The sequence below is a fragment of the Devosia sp. genome (genome assembly GCF_040509215.1).
In the GTDB taxonomy this organism is placed as follows: domain Bacteria; phylum Pseudomonadota; class Alphaproteobacteria; order Rhizobiales; family Devosiaceae; genus Devosia.
Map to the genome: position 1 here is coordinate 1 of NZ_JBEVLL010000345.1, position 15,137 is coordinate 15,137.

Annotated in this window: 14 protein-coding genes; 7 read left to right on the plus strand and 7 right to left on the minus strand. The window is 62.3% G+C overall.

Annotated features, from left to right (window positions below):
* Positions 1 to 109: 109 nt before the first annotated feature.
* The 6 genes from ABW043_RS19615 to ABW043_RS19640 all read right to left on the minus strand — a co-directional run bounded on the left by ABW043_RS19615 (position 110) and on the right by ABW043_RS19640 (position 6,457).
* On the minus strand, positions 110 to 1,330 hold the full coding sequence (locus tag ABW043_RS19615; RefSeq protein WP_353922888.1) for an efflux RND transporter periplasmic adaptor subunit: 1,221 nt from the start codon (positions 1,328 to 1,330) through the stop codon (positions 110 to 112).
* Positions 1,331 to 1,529: 199 nt separating this feature from the next.
* Positions 1,530 to 2,363, minus strand: a complete 834-nt coding sequence (gene sseA, locus ABW043_RS19620) for a 3-mercaptopyruvate sulfurtransferase (protein WP_353922889.1) — start codon at positions 2,361 to 2,363, stop codon at positions 1,530 to 1,532.
* Between the two features lie 179 nt (positions 2,364 to 2,542).
* Complete coding sequence (locus ABW043_RS19625; protein WP_353922890.1) at positions 2,543 to 3,526, minus strand: ABC transporter ATP-binding protein; 984 nt, start codon at positions 3,524 to 3,526, stop codon at positions 2,543 to 2,545.
* Positions 3,527 to 3,528: 2 nt separating this feature from the next.
* Positions 3,529 to 4,320, minus strand: a complete 792-nt coding sequence (locus tag ABW043_RS19630) for an ABC transporter permease (RefSeq protein ID WP_353922891.1) — start codon at positions 4,318 to 4,320, stop codon at positions 3,529 to 3,531.
* Positions 4,317 to 5,195 carry an ABC transporter permease gene (locus ABW043_RS19635; RefSeq protein ID WP_353922892.1) on the minus strand — a complete coding sequence of 293 codons (879 nt, stop codon included), beginning with the start codon at positions 5,193 to 5,195 and terminating at the stop codon, positions 4,317 to 4,319. Before ABW043_RS19635 ends, ABW043_RS19630 begins: the two co-directional genes overlap by 4 nt.
* Before the next feature lie 152 nt (positions 5,196 to 5,347).
* Positions 5,348 to 6,457: an ABC transporter substrate-binding protein gene (locus ABW043_RS19640; RefSeq protein ID WP_353922893.1), complete on the minus strand. Its 1,110-nt coding sequence runs from the start codon at positions 6,455 to 6,457 to the stop codon at positions 5,348 to 5,350.
* A gap of 320 nt (positions 6,458 to 6,777) precedes the next feature.
* Between ABW043_RS19640 and ABW043_RS19645 the strand changes: the two genes are divergently transcribed.
* Together ABW043_RS19645 and ABW043_RS19650 are read left to right on the plus strand one after the other, a co-directional pair.
* Positions 6,778 to 7,707 (plus strand): aminotransferase class IV, encoded by a 930-nt coding sequence (locus tag ABW043_RS19645; protein ID WP_353922894.1) that lies wholly within the window; start codon positions 6,778 to 6,780, stop codon positions 7,705 to 7,707.
* Positions 7,704 to 8,435: a sulfotransferase-like domain-containing protein gene (locus ABW043_RS19650; RefSeq protein ID WP_353922895.1), complete on the plus strand. Its 732-nt coding sequence runs from the start codon at positions 7,704 to 7,706 to the stop codon at positions 8,433 to 8,435. Before ABW043_RS19645 ends, ABW043_RS19650 begins: the two co-directional genes overlap by 4 nt.
* 9 nt (positions 8,436 to 8,444) lie before the next feature.
* Here the strand turns inward: ABW043_RS19650 and ABW043_RS19655 are convergent, their stop codons facing one another.
* Positions 8,445 to 9,464, minus strand: a complete 1,020-nt coding sequence (locus ABW043_RS19655; RefSeq protein WP_353922896.1) for a substrate-binding domain-containing protein — start codon at positions 9,462 to 9,464, stop codon at positions 8,445 to 8,447.
* A 488-nt stretch (positions 9,465 to 9,952) separates the two neighbouring features.
* On the opposite strand from ABW043_RS19655, the gene ABW043_RS19660 reads away from it, so the two are divergent.
* From ABW043_RS19660 to ABW043_RS19680, 5 genes are all read left to right on the plus strand, one after another.
* Complete coding sequence (locus tag ABW043_RS19660; protein ID WP_353922897.1) at positions 9,953 to 11,221, plus strand: ABC transporter substrate-binding protein; 1,269 nt, start codon at positions 9,953 to 9,955, stop codon at positions 11,219 to 11,221.
* A 93-nt stretch (positions 11,222 to 11,314) separates the two neighbouring features.
* Positions 11,315 to 12,295 carry a carbohydrate ABC transporter permease gene (locus tag ABW043_RS19665; protein WP_353922898.1) on the plus strand — a complete coding sequence of 327 codons (981 nt, stop codon included), beginning with the start codon at positions 11,315 to 11,317 and terminating at the stop codon, positions 12,293 to 12,295.
* The gene (locus tag ABW043_RS19670; protein WP_295409573.1) at positions 12,295 to 13,140 is read left to right on the plus strand and encodes a carbohydrate ABC transporter permease; all 846 of its coding nucleotides are present in this window, start codon (positions 12,295 to 12,297) and stop codon (positions 13,138 to 13,140) included. Before ABW043_RS19665 ends, ABW043_RS19670 begins: the two co-directional genes overlap by 1 nt.
* Positions 13,141 to 13,153: 13 nt before the next feature.
* Entirely contained in the window at positions 13,154 to 14,158 is a 1,005-nt protein-coding gene (locus tag ABW043_RS19675; protein ID WP_353922899.1) for an ABC transporter ATP-binding protein, read from the plus strand.
* Positions 14,159 to 14,341: 183 nt separating this feature from the next.
* A complete protein-coding gene (locus tag ABW043_RS19680; protein WP_353922900.1) occupies positions 14,342 to 15,130 on the plus strand; it encodes a ThuA domain-containing protein in 789 nt (262 codons plus the stop codon).
* Positions 15,131 to 15,137 lie beyond the last annotated feature (7 nt).

Consider the following 15,137-nt stretch of genomic DNA (forward strand, 5'->3'; position numbering starts at 1 on the left):
CCATGATCAGCGCATTGATGACCACGGCCATGACGGGCCGACGGACGAAGAGTGTGGCGAGTGCGCCGCCCCGTTCGTTCTTGCTGGCAATGGACACGGCGGCGCCTCCCTAGTTGGTTGCGACTGAAGGTTGGGGTTGTGGCGTGTTTCCGGTACCGTCGGGGCCTTCGAGCAGGGTGACGGTCGCGCCTTCGCTCAACTGCAGGATGCCTTCGGTGATGATGGCGTCGCCGGGTTTGAGGTCGGCGCGGACCAGCACGCCGTCGCTGTTGCGCTGGATGATCTCGGCCATGACGCGGGTGGCCTTGCCGTCGAGGTATTTCCAGACATAGGAGCCTTGGGCCGACCAGAGGATGGCGAGGGGGTTTACCGCCGGATATTCCTCGCCGGGGAAGGCGATCGAGACGGTGAAACTCATGCCGGCCCGGAGGAGATTTTCGGGATTGGGGATTTCGGCTTGGACCTGCAGGGTGCGGCTGGCCGGATCGATGCGGGTATCGATGGCGGAGATATCGCCGCCAAAAACCTGGCCGGGCAGGGCCACGGCATTGACCGTGACCGGCATTCCGGGCTCGATCTGGGCGGCGTAGCGCTCGGGCACCCAGAAATCGATGAGGATGGACGAGGTATCGTCGATGGAGGTGACGGTGGTCTGGGCTGGCACGTAATTGCCGGGGGTGACGCGGATGAGGCCGACCTTGCCGCTAATGGGGCTGCCTATGGTGCGGCGGGTGAGGGCCATTTCGGCATTGCGCTGGGCGAGTTCGGCATTGGCGGCGCTGAGCTGGGCGGCGGTGAGAGCTGTCCCGGCGACGACATTGTTGCTGGCGAGGCCCTCGGTGCGGGTGAGCGTGGCGCGTGCATCATCGAGGGCAAGCTGGGCGCGGTCGAATTCGATCTGTTCGGCGGCGGCGTCGAAGCGCGCGATCGTGGCGCCGGCTTCAACGATCTGGCCGGGACGGACGAGCACTTCGGTGAGTTCGCCACCCGAGGTGGCGGCAACAGTTACCGAGCGCACCGGCGTGCCTTCGCCGATGGCGGCAAGGGTGTCGTTGATGCGGACCAGCGTAACGCCAGTGGTGATGACATTGGTGGCGCGGGCGCCGGAACCGCCGGGGCGACCGCCACCCGCCGCCGGAGGTCCGCCGCCGGGGCGCTGGCCTTGTGCGCCGGCTTGGGGCGCTGGGGCCTGAGCGGCCTCGGCCTGGGGACCGAAGGGCAGGACGATGCCGGCATTGGTCAAAACCTGGGGAGCGCCGGGCGCAAAATAGAGCCAGGCAAAGGCGGCCGCGGCGATAACCGCGATGGAGGCAAGAAACTGCCGGATCAAAAGAAAACCTCAAATGCGGGGGGCGCGCAAAATCGAAGCGAGCCTAACAGCTTGCGCGGTTTGGCTACATTAAAATCCGGTAAGATTGCGGGAAAGTGAGGGAGCGCTTAGCCCGGCATGGAAACGGAGATTCCCGCTTTCGCGGGAATGACGTGGTGAGAGTGGACAGAGTTGTGAGCGCTTGGATGAAGCGGCGCTTTTAGCTTTCGACTTCCGCGTCCGGCCTTGCGCCCCATTCGGACCAGGAGCCGTCGTAGACGGCGACGGTCTTGGCGCCGACTTGCTCGAGCGCCAGAGCCAGGGTCGAAGCAGTGACGCCGGAGCCGCATGAGGTGATGATGGGCTTGGTCAGGTCTACGCCTCGCTCGGCGAAGATTGCGGCGAGCGCCTCGGGGGATTTCATGGCGCCGTTTTCCGAGAGCAGGCTCACCGGGATATTGCGGCTATTGGGGATGTGACCGGCGCGGACGCCCGGGCGGGGCTCGGGGGCTTCGGCGTGGAAGCGCTGGGCCGGGCGGGCGTCGAGAATTTGAGCGGCTTCGTCCTGGCTGCGATCGCGCACGGCGTCGAAATCGACGACGCGGTCGGGATGGAAGTCTACGTCGAAATGGGCGGGACCGCGGGCGACGAGGCCGGCTTCAAGGGGACGGCGCTCGGCGCGCCACTTTGGGCCGCCGCCGGAGAGGATATGCACCTTTTCGGCGCCGAAGGTCTTGAAAGTCCACCAGACGCGGGGGGCGCTGAAGAGGCCCAGTTCGTCATAGATGACGATCGTCATGTCGCTGCCGATGCCGAGCGCGCCGACCATGTGGGCAAAGTCGCTCGGCGATGGCAGCATATGGGGCAGGGGGGTGGTGGTGTCGGCGATGCCGTCGATGTCGAAGAAAACAGCGCCGGGGATATGGCCGGCAAGGTATTCGGCCTGGGCGTTACGGGAGGCGTTGGGCAGGTGCCAGCTCGCGTCGACGACGACGAGGTTGGGGTCGCTCAGGTGGGCGGCGAGCCATTCGGTCGTGACGAAGGTGGTGTCCATGGCGCGATTCCCGGTTGTGTTGGCGCGAGAATGGGCCGCGGCGGGGTGAGTGGTCAAAGGGTATTTGGAGGGGTGTGCGCATGCGGACGGCATGCCGCACCATCCCGGTGTCCATACCGGATGGATTGCCGGGACACGCCCGGCAATGAAGATGGAGGGGCGGAGGCCGACGCGCGGAATTATGCGCCGAGCGTCAGGACGTCCTTGGCGGCAAGGTGCAGGGTGATGGCGTCGCCGCGCTGGGGTGGGGTGGCGTTGTTGCCGTTGAACGTATCGATGTTGATGGGGGTGCCGGCGACATCGACGCGGAGGCGGACGACGGAGCCGAGGAAGCCGACGTCGGAGACGGTGCCGGTCAGGGTCGTGTCGGTTTCGGGGCGCGGGGCGAGGGAAATCAGCTCGGGACGGATGGCGCGGCTGGGGCCGAAGGTGGTCTCAGGGAGCGTATTGAGCTGGCCGACGAAGGTGGCGACGAAGCGGGTCGCCGGGCGATTGTAGATCTCGTGGGGCGAGCCCATCTGGTCGATATTGCCCGCGTTCATGACCACGATGCGATCGGAGATGGACATGGCCTCTTCCTGATCGTGGGTGACGAAGACGGTGGTAATGCCCAGGTCTTGCTGGATGGCGCGGATTTCTTCGCGCAGCGAGACGCGGATCTTGGCGTCGAGGGCGGAGAGCGGTTCGTCGAGGAGGAGGAGGCGCGGCTTGGGGGCGATGGCGCGAGCGAGGGCGACGCGCTGTTGCTGGCCGCCGGACATTTCGTAGGGATAGCGCTTCTCAAAGCCTGGGAGGCCGATGAGTTTGAGCATTTCCTCGACGCGGGCGCGGCGCTGTTCGGCGGGCATGCCGGCGATCTTGAGGCCAAATGCGATGTTTTCGCCCACAGTCAGGTTGGGGAAGAGGGCATAGGCCTGGAAGACCATGCCGAGCTTGCGCTGATTGGGCTTGAGGTGGGTGAGGTCTTCGCCATCGACGCGAATGGCGCCGGAGGTGGGGCGTTCGAAGCCGGCGATCATGCGCAGGATCGTGGTCTTGCCGCAGCCCGAGGGGCCAAGGAGCGAAATGAATTCGCCCTTTTCGAAGGCGAAGTTGACGCCCTTCACGACCGTATTGGTGCCGAAGGATTTGACGAGGTTCGAAACTTCGAGGAAGGCGGCCATGGTCAATCGGTCCTGGCAGAAGTGCGGGGGGCGAAGCGGCCGAGCACGTTGATCATGCCCATGGCGCCCCAAGTGATGATGAAGGAGATGATGGCGAGCGCGGCGGGCTCATAGGCGCGGTTGGTACCGATGCCGACGAGATAGGGGCCGAAGGCCGGCCGATTGAGCAGGCTCGCAATGGTGAACTCGCCAATGACGATGGCGAATGTGAGGAAGGCGCCGGAGAGGATGGCGACGAGAATATTGGGCAGGATGATCTGGCCAATGATCTGGAGCTGGTTGGCGCCGGCGATCTGGGCGGCTTCGGTCAGGGTGCCGATGTCGATGGTGCGCATGCCGTTGTCGACGGCCCGATACATATAGGGCAGGGCGAGAGTGACATAGGCGCAGGTCAGGAGGATATCGGTGCCCAAAACGCTGCCGGTAAAGGGGATCATCGAGGAGGAGCCGTAGAGGCGGATATAGCCATAGACGAGCACCAGCGCCGGAATGACCAGCGGCAGGAGGGTGATGAACTCCATGATGGGCTTGAGCCAAGGCATGCGCAGGCGGACGAAATAGACCGCCGGGACGACGACGAGGATGCCCACGATGATGGTGAAGAGGCCGACGACGACCGAATAGGTGAAGCTCGACGCAAAGTACGGGTCGGCAAAGACCGAGGCATAGGCGTCAAAGCTGTATTCGCCGCGGCGCATGCGGAGGGAAAATTCGAAGGTGGCGGCGAGCGGGACGATGAAATAGGCGCCGCCGAGGATGAAGACGAGCCAGGCCCAGAACTTGTCGGACTTCATTTCATCCACCTTTCGGCGCGGGCGGCGACAACGAGATAGATGACGTTGGCGAGCGAGGTGATGACGATCATGCCCAAAGCCAACGCGGCGCCGAGGCCGGGGTTCTGCAGGGCATCGCCGCGGATCTGATTGTAGAGCAGCACGGTGACGATGTTGAGGTTCGAGCCGGTGAGCGCCCAGGCGGTCGCGATGGCGCCGAAGGCATTGGCGAAGAGGAGCGACAGGGTGCCGAGGACAGACGGCCAGAGGATGGGGAAGCCGATATAGCGCCAGAACTGCCAGGTCGAGGCGCCGAGGGTCTGGGCGGCTTCGTTCCATTCCTTTTTGAGGCCATCGATGGCCGGGGCGATGGTGAGAACCATCAGCGGGATCTGGAAGTAGAGATAGGTGAGCGTCAGGCCCCAGAAGGAAAAGAGGTTGAAGCCGGAGCGGTAGATATCGATCCCGAAGACGGTCTTGAGGATGATGGTGACGAGGCCAAGGCGCCCGAGGGTGGCGATGAAGGCAAAGGCCAGGGGGACGCCGGCGAAATTGGAGGCGACGCCGGAAAAGGTCATGACGGCGGAGCGAAGGCCCTGGGGCAGCTTACCGCGGATGATGGCGAGCGTGAGCGCCAAGCCGATCAGAGCGCCGAGAATGGCGGAGGCGCCAGAAATCCGGATCGAAATCCAGTAGGCGGCCATGATCTGGTCGGTGAAGAGGCCGGCGATGTTTTCAAATGTGAAATTGCCAGCGCGATCGGTGAAGGCGGCGCCCATCAGCGAGAGGGTGGGCAGGAAGAGGAACATCACCGCGAAGATGACGAAGGGGAGAACCGCGAGGCTGTCCCAGGGGATGCGGCGGTGTGGTTTTGGTGGTGCGGCGATGTCGGTCATTTTGCGGTGCCTCGAGACTATCAGGCGTCGTCACCACCGGGCTCGTCCCGGTGGTCCATCTCCGGCACCGCATGGATTGCTCGGACAAGCCGGGCAATGACGACGTGGAGATAAGTGCACCCGCCGGAAGCCGGCGGGTGCTGGATGTCAGATTACTGAACCGAAGCGCCGACGGTGGAGTCCCAGCCGCCAGTGATGGTGGCCTTGTTGGCGTTCTGCTCTTCGATCGAGGGGAACACGGCCTTGGCATAGTTCTCAGCGGCCGGGAGCTTGGCCATCAGGTCGGCCGGGAGCTTGCCGGCTTCGGCGAGGGCGTTGAAGCGGATCGGGTGGCAGTAGCCAGCGAGCCAGCCGAGCTGACCTTCGTCGGAATAGAGGTATTCCATCCAGAGCTTGGCAGCGTTCGGGTGGGGTGCGAAGGCGGAGATGGCCTGGACGTAGACGCCAGCCACAACGCCGTCGGACGGGACGACGACTTCGATCGGCGGGTTGCCGTTGAGGTTGTCGCGAGCGGCGAGCAGGTTGTAGTCCCAGTTGATGGCGATCGGGGTCGTGCCCTGGGCAATGGCGGCAGCTTCAGCGTCGACGGGGACGAAGTTGCCCTTGTCGTTGAGAGCCTTGAAGTATTCGAGGCCAGCCTGAGCGGCAGCGTCCTGAGCGGCACCGGTCGAGAGACCAGCGGCAAAGACCGACATGATGGCGTTGTTGGCAGTACGCGGATCACCAGCCAGAGCGACGGAGTTGGCGAACTCGTCCTTGTTCAGGTCAGCCCATGACGTCGGATTGTCGCCGGTGATGATGTCCTTGTTGATGCCGAGAGCGAGCACGCCATAGTAGTCGCCGTACCAGAAGCCATCAGCGTCCTTGGCATCGTCCGGGATTTCTTCCCAGGTCGAGACCTTATAGGCCTCAAGCAGGCCTTCGTCCTTGGCCTGCGGGCCAAAGGCGAGACCGATGTCGAGAACGTCCGGAGCCTGCGGGCCGGTATTGCCCTTGTTGGCGCGGACGGCTTCGAGCTCGTCGGCGGAACCGGCGTCGGGGTTCAGTTCATTGACGGTGATGCCCGGATAGGCGGCCTTGAAGCCTTCGATCACGCCGCCATAGTTGCACCAGGAATGGGGCAGGGCGATCACGGTGAGCTGGCCTTCGGTCTTGGCGGCTTCGTAAAGCGCTGCCAGATCGGTCTGGGCGAAAGTCGGAGCCGCGAAGCTGAGCACGGTGAGAAGCGAAACCGAGGTGGTCAGCGCAGACTTGAACGTCATTCTTTGTCTCCCTGAATGAGCAGTCGCGGGCTTTCCCAAGGGGGAGAGCCGCTGCGAACGGGCGAGGGAGTAGAGGGGCGAGATGACAGTGCAATGACACTTGCATGACGGCTCGGAGTCGCCCGTGAGCGGGCGATAGTTGCCGCAACCTCAGTATATTGCGCCTATTTGCCCATCTGCTCGCGTCCTCCCAGCCGCGAGGTGACATTGCCCAATTGTGACAGTTTCGTCCAGATGGTCAAAAATTTCTGTGGGCCTCGACTTTGCGGCGGTGAGAGGAGATGTTTTCGCCACGACTAAACTAGCGAAAGCCTCTCTCTATGGCCTATGGCGTTCATGCCTATGCGGATGATCCGCGCAATGCTTCCATTCTCATTGCCGTCAATGACCAGTTGATGCCGCGGGACAAGGCGGTGGTGTCGGTTTTCGACTCGGGGTTCGTGCTGGGGGATGGCGTCTGGGAAGGCCTGCGGCTGCACAAGGGCGGCATTCCGTTTCTCTGGGCGCATCTCGAGCGGCTTTATGAAGGGGCGAAGACGCTCGACTTCTCGGTGGGGCTGACGCCGGACGAACTGGTGAAGCGCATTTTTGATTGTGTCGCCGCCAATGGGATGGAGGACGGGGTCCATATAAGGCTGATGGTGTCGCGCGGGATCAAGGCGACGCCTTATCAGGACCCGCGCGTGACGATTGGCGATGCGACCATTGTCATCATTCCCGAATTCAAGGCGCCTTCGCCGAAGCCCGATGGGATTTCGCTGTTTACTTCGACGATCCGGCGGACGGCGCCGGATATGCAGGACCAAAAGCTCAATTCGCACTCGAAGCTGAATTGCATCCAGGCCTGTATCCAGGCGGCGAAGGCCGGCGCGGATGAGGCACTGATGCTGGACCCGCAGGGTTTTGTGGCGACGTGTAATTCGACGCATTTCTTCATCGTGCGGCGGGGTGAGGTGTGGACATCCACGGGCGATTATTGCCTCGGGGGAATTACGCGCGGGAACATTATCCGGGTCGCCGAGGCGGCAGGGATCACCGTGCGGCAGAAGAATTTTTCGCTGACAGACGTTTATGGGGCTGATGAGGCTTTTGTGACGGGCACGTTTGCGGGTCTGACATCGGTGCGGGAAGTGGATGGGCGCCGGATGGGGCATCCGCTGACGGGGCCGAGCCCGATTCCGGGGGAAATGACAGCGCGGCTGGCGGGGCTTTATCGCGAATTGATCGAAGCGGAGACGTTCCGGCCATGAGCGAAGTAAGAAGGATTGCCATGTGGTCGGGGCCGCGGAATCTGTCCACGGCGATGATGCGCAGCTTCTCCTCGCGGGCGGATAGTTTTGTCAGCGATGAGCCGTTTTATGCCGCTTATCTCAAGGCGACGGGGCTCGATCATCCGATGCGTGAAGAGGTGATGGCGTCGCAGCCGCAGGATGCAGATGAGGTGGTGCGCTATATCCTGGGGCCGGTACCGGGCGGGAAAACGGTCTGGTATCAGAAGCATATGAGCCACCATATGGTGGACGGCTTTCCGCTCGACTGGATGGACGAGGTCACCAATGTGTTCCTGCTGCGTGCGCCGGAGCGGGTGCTGGCGTCCTATGCACAGAAGCGGGAAAGTGTGACGCTGGCCGATATCGGGTTCGAAGGGCAGGCGATGCTGTTCGAGCGGGTGGCGGAGCGGACGGGCAAGGCGCCGGTCGTGGTCGATAGCGACGATATCAGGCGCGATCCCGAGGGGACGCTGTCGGCGCTATGCGCGGCGGTGGGGCTGGACTGGGACCCGGCCATGTTGAATTGGCCTAACGGGGCGCATGCGGAGGATGGGGTTTGGGGGCCGCATTGGTATAATGCGGTCTACAATAGCACCGGGTTTTCGCCGCCGGATGCGATTGGGCCATTGCCGGGGTGGCTGGCTCAGATCGCGGATGAAGCGCGGCCGTTTTATGAGCGGATGAAGGGGTTTAGGCTCGGCGCGTGAGGTTTTGATTCAGAACAGCGGTGCGGGGCCGGAGCTTTCGCGCAGGACCAGTTCTACCGGCCAGAGTTCGTGGATGTCGGCTGCGGGCTTGCCGCCAAGCAATTGCAGCAGCAGTTCGGCGATGCGGGAGCCGGCGAGGCGGATGGATGACCGCGTGGTCGACATGGTGGGGTACATGTTGTCGGCGTTGAGATAGGGGAAGACGTCGTCGTGGGCGATCATGGAGACGTCGGTGCCCAGGGTCATGCCGGCCTGGCGGATGGCGCGGAAGACGCCGAGTGCGGTCATCATCGAGCCGGCGAGGAACGCGGTGGGGCGGGGGCGCAACTCCAGCATGGACTGGGTGATGCGGAAGGCGACCTCGTCGGTGAAGATGGCATTGCCGATAAGGCCGGCATCGAAGGCTACGCCGCGGGCTGACAGGGCAGCCATGTAGCCCAGCTCGCGATGCTCGGCGAAGGTGCGGCCCTTGCCGCCATTGAGCAGGGCGATGCGGCGGTGGCCGAGATCGAGCAGGTGGCTGGTGGCGCGTTCGAGGGCACCGGTATTGTCGATGTCCAGCCAGGCGACCGGGCGGGTGACGTTGGTTCGACCATGCAGGACGAAGGGAATTTTCAAATCCAGCAATAGTTCGGCGCGTTCATCGTGGAGGGTCGGCGAATGGAGAATCATCGCATCGACCCGCTGGCTGGCGGCCAAACGCCGATAGGCTGACAGCTCTTCCTGATGCGAGGCGACAGTGGTGACGACGATGTCGATATCCTGCGCCACCATGCGGCCGCTGAGGCCGGAGAGGAATTCGGACATGTGGGGGCCGAGCTCATCAGCGCCGCGCAAGACGAGGCCGACAGCGCCGGCGCGACCGGTTGCCAGCCTCAGCGCGCTGGCATTGGGGCGATAGCCAAGCTGTGCCGCCGCCTCGGAAACGCGCACGCGCGTCGCTTCCTTGACTTCAGGATAGCCATTGAGCGCACGGCTCACCGTCGTTTGCGACAGGCCGAGATGCTCGGCAAGGTCTTTCAATCTCATAGCGGCTTATGGCCCAAATGGTTTCGGCGCGCCCGGTTTTCCGGGGTTTGGCCTTGTGGCCGCTCTGTTCGCCTAGCCATTAGGGCAGGCAGGGCTCTTTGACCAGAGCCTTTGCCTTACTCCTCCAAAGCGCATTCAAAGCGATTTCAATTTTTGATGCAAGGGGGCTCAAAAGTTTGGATTTGGTTGAGGTGCGTACATCAGATCAATTTTAACGATTTGGCCGGGAAGTGGAGGTTGGCAATTTCTAAGTAATTGAAAATGAATGATATTTTGTAAATGCTTGCAAAAATGGTGAAGATTGCCGCTGCTCGGTGCTTGACAGTGTTCTGTGGCTCTGGTTCCTTTTCATCCAAAGCGCTTTGAAAATCTGCTGGCGTGAACGGCGGGGCGGGCGTTTTAGGGGAGGAACTTGCGGGCTCACGCGTGATGCGTCGGGCCGCGCCGTTTTGCCTCCCTGTGCAAGATTTCTTTCGGGAGGATTTCCAATGACACTGAACAAGTTGCTTGTCGCGATGCTGACGAGCGTGACGCTGGTAGCTGGTGCGGCGCAGGCTGCCGAGCTTTCCATCGTTTCCGGCGATACGGGCACGGGCCTTGAGTTCCTGCGCGGCCAGCTCGACAAGTTCGAGGCCGACACGGGTAACAAGGTGACCATCGTTCCGATGCCGTCCTCGACCACTGACCAGTTCGGCCAGTACAAGCTGTGGCTGGCTGCCGGCAATACCGACATCGACGTCTACCAGACCGACGTGATCTGGGCGCCCCAGCTTGCCGACCAGTTCCTCGATCTGTCGGAAGCCGCCAAGGATGTCGTGGGCGACCACTTCCCCTCGATCATCGAATCCCAGACCGTGGGCGACAAGCTCGTGGCACTGCCGGCCTTCACCGACGCTCCGGCGCTCTACTACCGCAAGGACCTGCTGGAAAAGTACGGCAAGACCGTTCCTGCTACCTGGGCCGAGCTTGAAGCGACCGCCAAGGAAATCATGGATGCGGAACGCGCCGCCGGTAACCCGGAAATGTGGGGCTTCCTGTTCCAGGGCAATGCTTATGAAGGCCTGACCTGCAACGCCCTTGAATGGGTGAAGTCCTTCGGCGGTGGCCAGATCGTCGAGCCCGATGGCACCATCTCGATCAACAACGAGCAGGCTGCCAAGGCAATCGACATGGCTGCCAGCTGGGTTGGCACCATCTCTCCGGAAGGCAACCTGGCCTATATGGAAGAAGAAAGCCGCGGCGTCTGGCAGCTCGGCAATGCCGTGTTCCACCGCAACTGGCCCTATGCCTACTCGCTCGGCAATGGCGCGGACTCCCCGATTGCCGGCAAGTTCGACGTTGCTCCGCTCCCGGCCGGTGATGGCCCGGAAGCCCGTTCGGCTGCCACTCTCGGCGGCTGGAACGTTGCCGTTTCCAAGTACACGCCCGATCCGGATGCCGCCATCGCGCTGGCGCTCTATCTGAGCTCGGCCGAAGTGCAGAAGGAACGCGCCCTGATGCAGTCCAACCTGCCCACGATCGAAGCGCTGTATGACGACGCCGATATCGCAGCGCAGCAGCCGATCATCCCGGCCTGGAAGGAAATTTTCCAGAACGCCGTGCCGCGTCCGTCCGCTCCGACCCAGGCGAAGTACAACGAGGTCTCCTCGCTGTTCTGGAGCGCTGTGCATGACACCCTTTCGGGCAATGGCACTGCCGCCGAGAATCTTGAAGTTCTCGAAGCCGATCTGACCGACCTCAAGGGCGACGCCTGGTAAGTCCTCCCAGGGCCCAATGACAAGGCGGACGGCTGGGATTTCCCGCCGCCCGCCTTGCGCAATAGATGACCATAGGCGTTGGGAGGAGCAACGATGACAACCGAAACACTGGCGTCTTCCACCAGGGTGGCTGCGCCAAAAGTGAAATCGGAACTGAGCCAGCAGCGCATTCGCGCCGCGCGCCTGTTCCTCATCCCAATGCTGATCGCGCTTGCGGTGGTGGCCGGCTGGCCGCTGCTGCGCTCGATCTGGTTTTCCTTCACCGACGCCTCACTGACCAATCTTGAAGGGGCGCAGTGGATCGGCCTCGGCAATTACCTGCGCTGGACTGTGCTTGAAAGCGGCTCGGTGCGTTGGCGCGGCCTGCTGGTCGATCCGGCCTGGTGGAATGCGGTTTGGAATACCGTGCGCTTCGCCTTTGTCTCGGTGCTTTTCGAAGCTGTGCTCGGGATGATGGTCGCGCTGGTGCTGAATGCCGAGTTCAAGGGCCGCGGTATCGTTCGCGCCGCCATCCTGATCCCGTGGGCCATCCCGACCATCGTTTCCGCCCGTATGTGGGGCTGGATGCTCAATGACCAATTCGGCATTCTCAATGATCTGGGCATGCGGCTTGGCCTGTTGAGCCAGAAGGTCGCCTGGACCGCATCGGCCGACACGGCGATGACCGCGGTGCTGATCGTGGATATCTGGAAGACGACGCCGTTCATGGCGCTGTTGATCCTTGCCGGTCTGCAGATGATCCCGAAGGATATCTATGAAGCCGCCGAAATCGACGGCGTGCATCCGGTCAAGCAGTTCTTCAAGATCACGCTGCCGCTGGTTCGACCGGCGCTGATGGTGGCGATCATCTTCCGCCTGCTCGACGCGCTGCGCATCTTCGACCTCATCTATGTGCTGACGCCCAATAGCTCGGCGACCAAGACGATGAGCGTGCTGGCGCGCGAAAATCTCTTCGACTTCGACAAGTTCGCCTATGGCTCGGCCATGTCGACCTTGCTGTTCCTGATCATCGCCGTCCTGACCATCCTCTATATCTGGCTCGGACAAGTGAAATTTGACGGGGGAGACCGATAATGGGTGCGACCTTCGATCTCTGGAAGGCAACCAAGTGGACGCTGTTCTACCTGCTGGTTGGCTTCATCGTTCTGGTGAGCGTGTTCCCCTTCTACTACGCGATCCTGACCAGCTTTAAGTCCGGCACGGCGCTGTTCCAGGTCAACTATTGGCCAACCTCGTTCAGCCTCGACAACTATTGGAACGTGCTGAATTCGGGCAGCTTCCCACGCAACCTGCTCAATTCGATCTTCGTGTCATCGGTCACGGTGATCCTGGCGCTGTTCCTCGCCATCACGGCATCCTTTGCGCTGGCCCGCGTGCGGTTCCGGGGCAGGGGGCTGCTGCTGCTGACCATCCTCGGGATTTCGATGTTCCCGCAGATGGCCGTGCTCGCCGGCCTCTTCGAGGTCATCCGGGCCCTCGGCATCTACAACACGCCCTGGGCGCTGATCTTCTCCTATACGATCTTTACGCTGCCGTTCACCGTGTGGGTTCTTACAACCTTCATGCGTGACCTGCCCGTGGAAATCGAAGAAGCGGCGATCGTCGACGGCGCTTCGCCCTGGGTCATCATCACTCGCGTGTTCATGCCGCTGATGTGGCCGGCGCTGGTGACCACAGGCATCCTGGCCTTTATCGGGGCGTGGAACGAGTTCCTCTTTGCACTGACCTTCACGTCAAGCAACGAGACCCGCACCGTGCCGGTGGCCATCGCGCTGCTCTCGGGCAGCACCCAATATGAAATCCCCTGGGGCAACATCATGGCTGCCTCGGTCATCGTCACCGTGCCTCTGGTGATCCTCGTTCTCGTCTTCCAGCGCAAAATCGTGTCGGGCCTGACGGCCGGCGGCGTGAAGGGCTAAGGAGTTTTAGAAAATGGCTGCGATCGAACTTCGCAATGTCCGCAAGTCCTTTGGCATGGTCGACGTGATCAAGGGCGTCGACCTGGAAGTCCGCAAGGGCGAGTTCATGGTCTTTGTCGGCCCCTCGGGCTGCGGCAAATCCACCTTGCTGCGCCTGATCTCGGGCCTTGAGGATATCACCTCGGGCGAGATGCTCTTCGACGGCAAGCTGGTCAATGCGCTGGCGCCTTCCAAGCGCGGCATTGCCATGGTGTTCCAATCCTATGCGCTCTATCCGCATATGACGGTCTACGAAAACATGGCTTTCGGCCTGACGCTCGAGAAGGGCAAGGGCAAGGAAGAAATCCAGCGGCGCGTGGAAAAGGCCGCCGACATGCTGCAGATCCGGCAGTATCTCGACCGTCTGCCCAAGCAGCTTTCGGGTGGTCAGCGCCAGCGCGTTGCCATCGGCCGCGCCATTACGCGTGATCCGAAGGTGTTCCTGTTCGACGAGCCACTGTCCAACCTCGACGCGGCACTGCGCGTCGCGACCCGTATCGAGATCGCCAAGCTCCATGAGAGCATGGACCATGTGACCATGATCTATGTGACGCATGACCAGGTGGAGGCGATGACGCTGGCCGACCGCATCTGCGTGTTGCGCGATGGCTATGTCGAGCAGGTCGGTACGCCGATGGAGCTCTATGAGCGGCCGGACAGCCTGTTCGTTGCCGGCTTTATCGGCTCGCCGAAGATGAACTTCATTGCCGGCGACAAGGCCGACAAGTTTGGCTGCACCACGCTCGGCATTCGTGGCGAGCACATGGAAGTCAGCGCCGACGGCATCTGGGAAGGCACTGTGATCCATACCGAAAATCTCGGTGCGGACTCCTATGTCTATCTCGACATGGGCCAGGAAGAGCCGGTGGTGGTGCGCCTCGACGGTACTGCGACCTATCAGAGCGGGTCGGTGGTGAAGGTTTCCCCGCAGGCGGACCGCATTCATCGCTTCGACGTCGCAGGCAAGCCGATTCGATAAATCGATCACAGTTTTGGTGACGGCCATACGGTCGTCACCAAGATCAATCCTTCTCCTCATTCCCGTGAAAGCGGGAATCTCCCTTGACCACGATGGAGATTCCCGCTTTCGCGGGAATGACGCAGAAAATTCAAGGAAGGGCCGGTGCCTCCCCGCCTGGCCAGTCAAACTAGGAGACTACCAATGACGATCCGTACCCTGGTCTGGGGCGAGAATGTCCACGAGCAGAAGAACAAGGTCGTGGCCGAGAACTATCCCAACGGGATGCACAACCAGATCGCCTCGCTCATCGCGCAGGACAGCAATATCTCGACCAAGACCACGACGCTGCAGGAACCGGACCACGGCCTGACCGACGCCGTGCTGGCCGAGACCGACGTTCTGGTCTGGTGGGGCCATGCGGCCCACGACAAGGTCGACGACGTGGTCGTCAAGCGCGTCATGGAACATGTCTGGCAGGGCATGGGCCTGATCGTGCTGCACTCGGGCCACCACTCGAAGGTGTTCAAGGGCCTGATGGGTTCGCCGGCGAACCTCCACTGGCGCGAAGCGGGCGAACGCGAGCGCCTTTGGGTCGTCAATCCGGGCCACCCGATCGCCAAGGGCCTGCCGGCCTATTTCGAGCTCGAATATGAAGAAATGTACGGCGAGCCCTTCTCCGTGCCGGAGCCGCTCGAAACCGTGTTCGTGTCCTGGTTCCAGGGCGGCGAAGTGTTCCGTTCGGGCCTGACCTACCGTCGCGGCGCGGGCAATATCTTCTACTTCCGCCCCGGCCACGAAACCTACCCGACCTACCACGACGCCAATGTCGGCCAGGTGCTGCGCAATGCGGTCAACTGGGCCTATAACGGCGACCGCCATGCGCACCTGATGAAGGCGCCGAACACGCCAGTCGGCGAAGCGATCGAACAGATCGAAGAGCGCGGCGCCAAGCTTTCCTCGGCCGACCACGCCGGCGAAGTGAAGAAGTAAGGCATTT

Excerpts from the sequence above, each read along its gene's own strand:
- sseA (WP_353922889.1), bottom strand. The coding sequence starts at position 2,363 with ATGGACACCACCTTCGTCACGACCGAATGGCTCGCCGCCCACCTGAGC.
- ABW043_RS19625 (WP_353922890.1), bottom strand. The coding sequence starts at position 3,526 with ATGGCCGCCTTCCTCGAAGTTTCGAACCTCGTCAAATCCTTCGGCACC.
- ABW043_RS19630 (WP_353922891.1), bottom strand. The coding sequence starts at position 4,320 with ATGAAGTCCGACAAGTTCTGGGCCTGGCTCGTCTTCATCCTCGGCGGC.
- ABW043_RS19635 (WP_353922892.1), bottom strand. The coding sequence starts at position 5,195 with ATGACCGACATCGCCGCACCACCAAAACCACACCGCCGCATCCCCTGG.
- ABW043_RS19640 (WP_353922893.1), bottom strand. The coding sequence starts at position 6,457 with ATGACGTTCAAGTCTGCGCTGACCACCTCGGTTTCGCTTCTCACCGTG.
- ABW043_RS19645 (WP_353922894.1), top strand. The coding sequence starts at position 6,778 with ATGGCCTATGGCGTTCATGCCTATGCGGATGATCCGCGCAATGCTTCC.
- ABW043_RS19650 (WP_353922895.1), top strand. The coding sequence starts at position 7,704 with ATGAGCGAAGTAAGAAGGATTGCCATGTGGTCGGGGCCGCGGAATCTG.
- ABW043_RS19655 (WP_353922896.1), bottom strand. The coding sequence starts at position 9,464 with ATGAGATTGAAAGACCTTGCCGAGCATCTCGGCCTGTCGCAAACGACG.
- ABW043_RS19660 (WP_353922897.1), top strand. The coding sequence starts at position 9,953 with ATGACACTGAACAAGTTGCTTGTCGCGATGCTGACGAGCGTGACGCTG.
- ABW043_RS19665 (WP_353922898.1), top strand. The coding sequence starts at position 11,315 with ATGACAACCGAAACACTGGCGTCTTCCACCAGGGTGGCTGCGCCAAAA.
- ABW043_RS19670 (WP_295409573.1), top strand. The coding sequence starts at position 12,295 with ATGGGTGCGACCTTCGATCTCTGGAAGGCAACCAAGTGGACGCTGTTC.
- ABW043_RS19675 (WP_353922899.1), top strand. The coding sequence starts at position 13,154 with ATGGCTGCGATCGAACTTCGCAATGTCCGCAAGTCCTTTGGCATGGTC.
- ABW043_RS19680 (WP_353922900.1), top strand. The coding sequence starts at position 14,342 with ATGACGATCCGTACCCTGGTCTGGGGCGAGAATGTCCACGAGCAGAAG.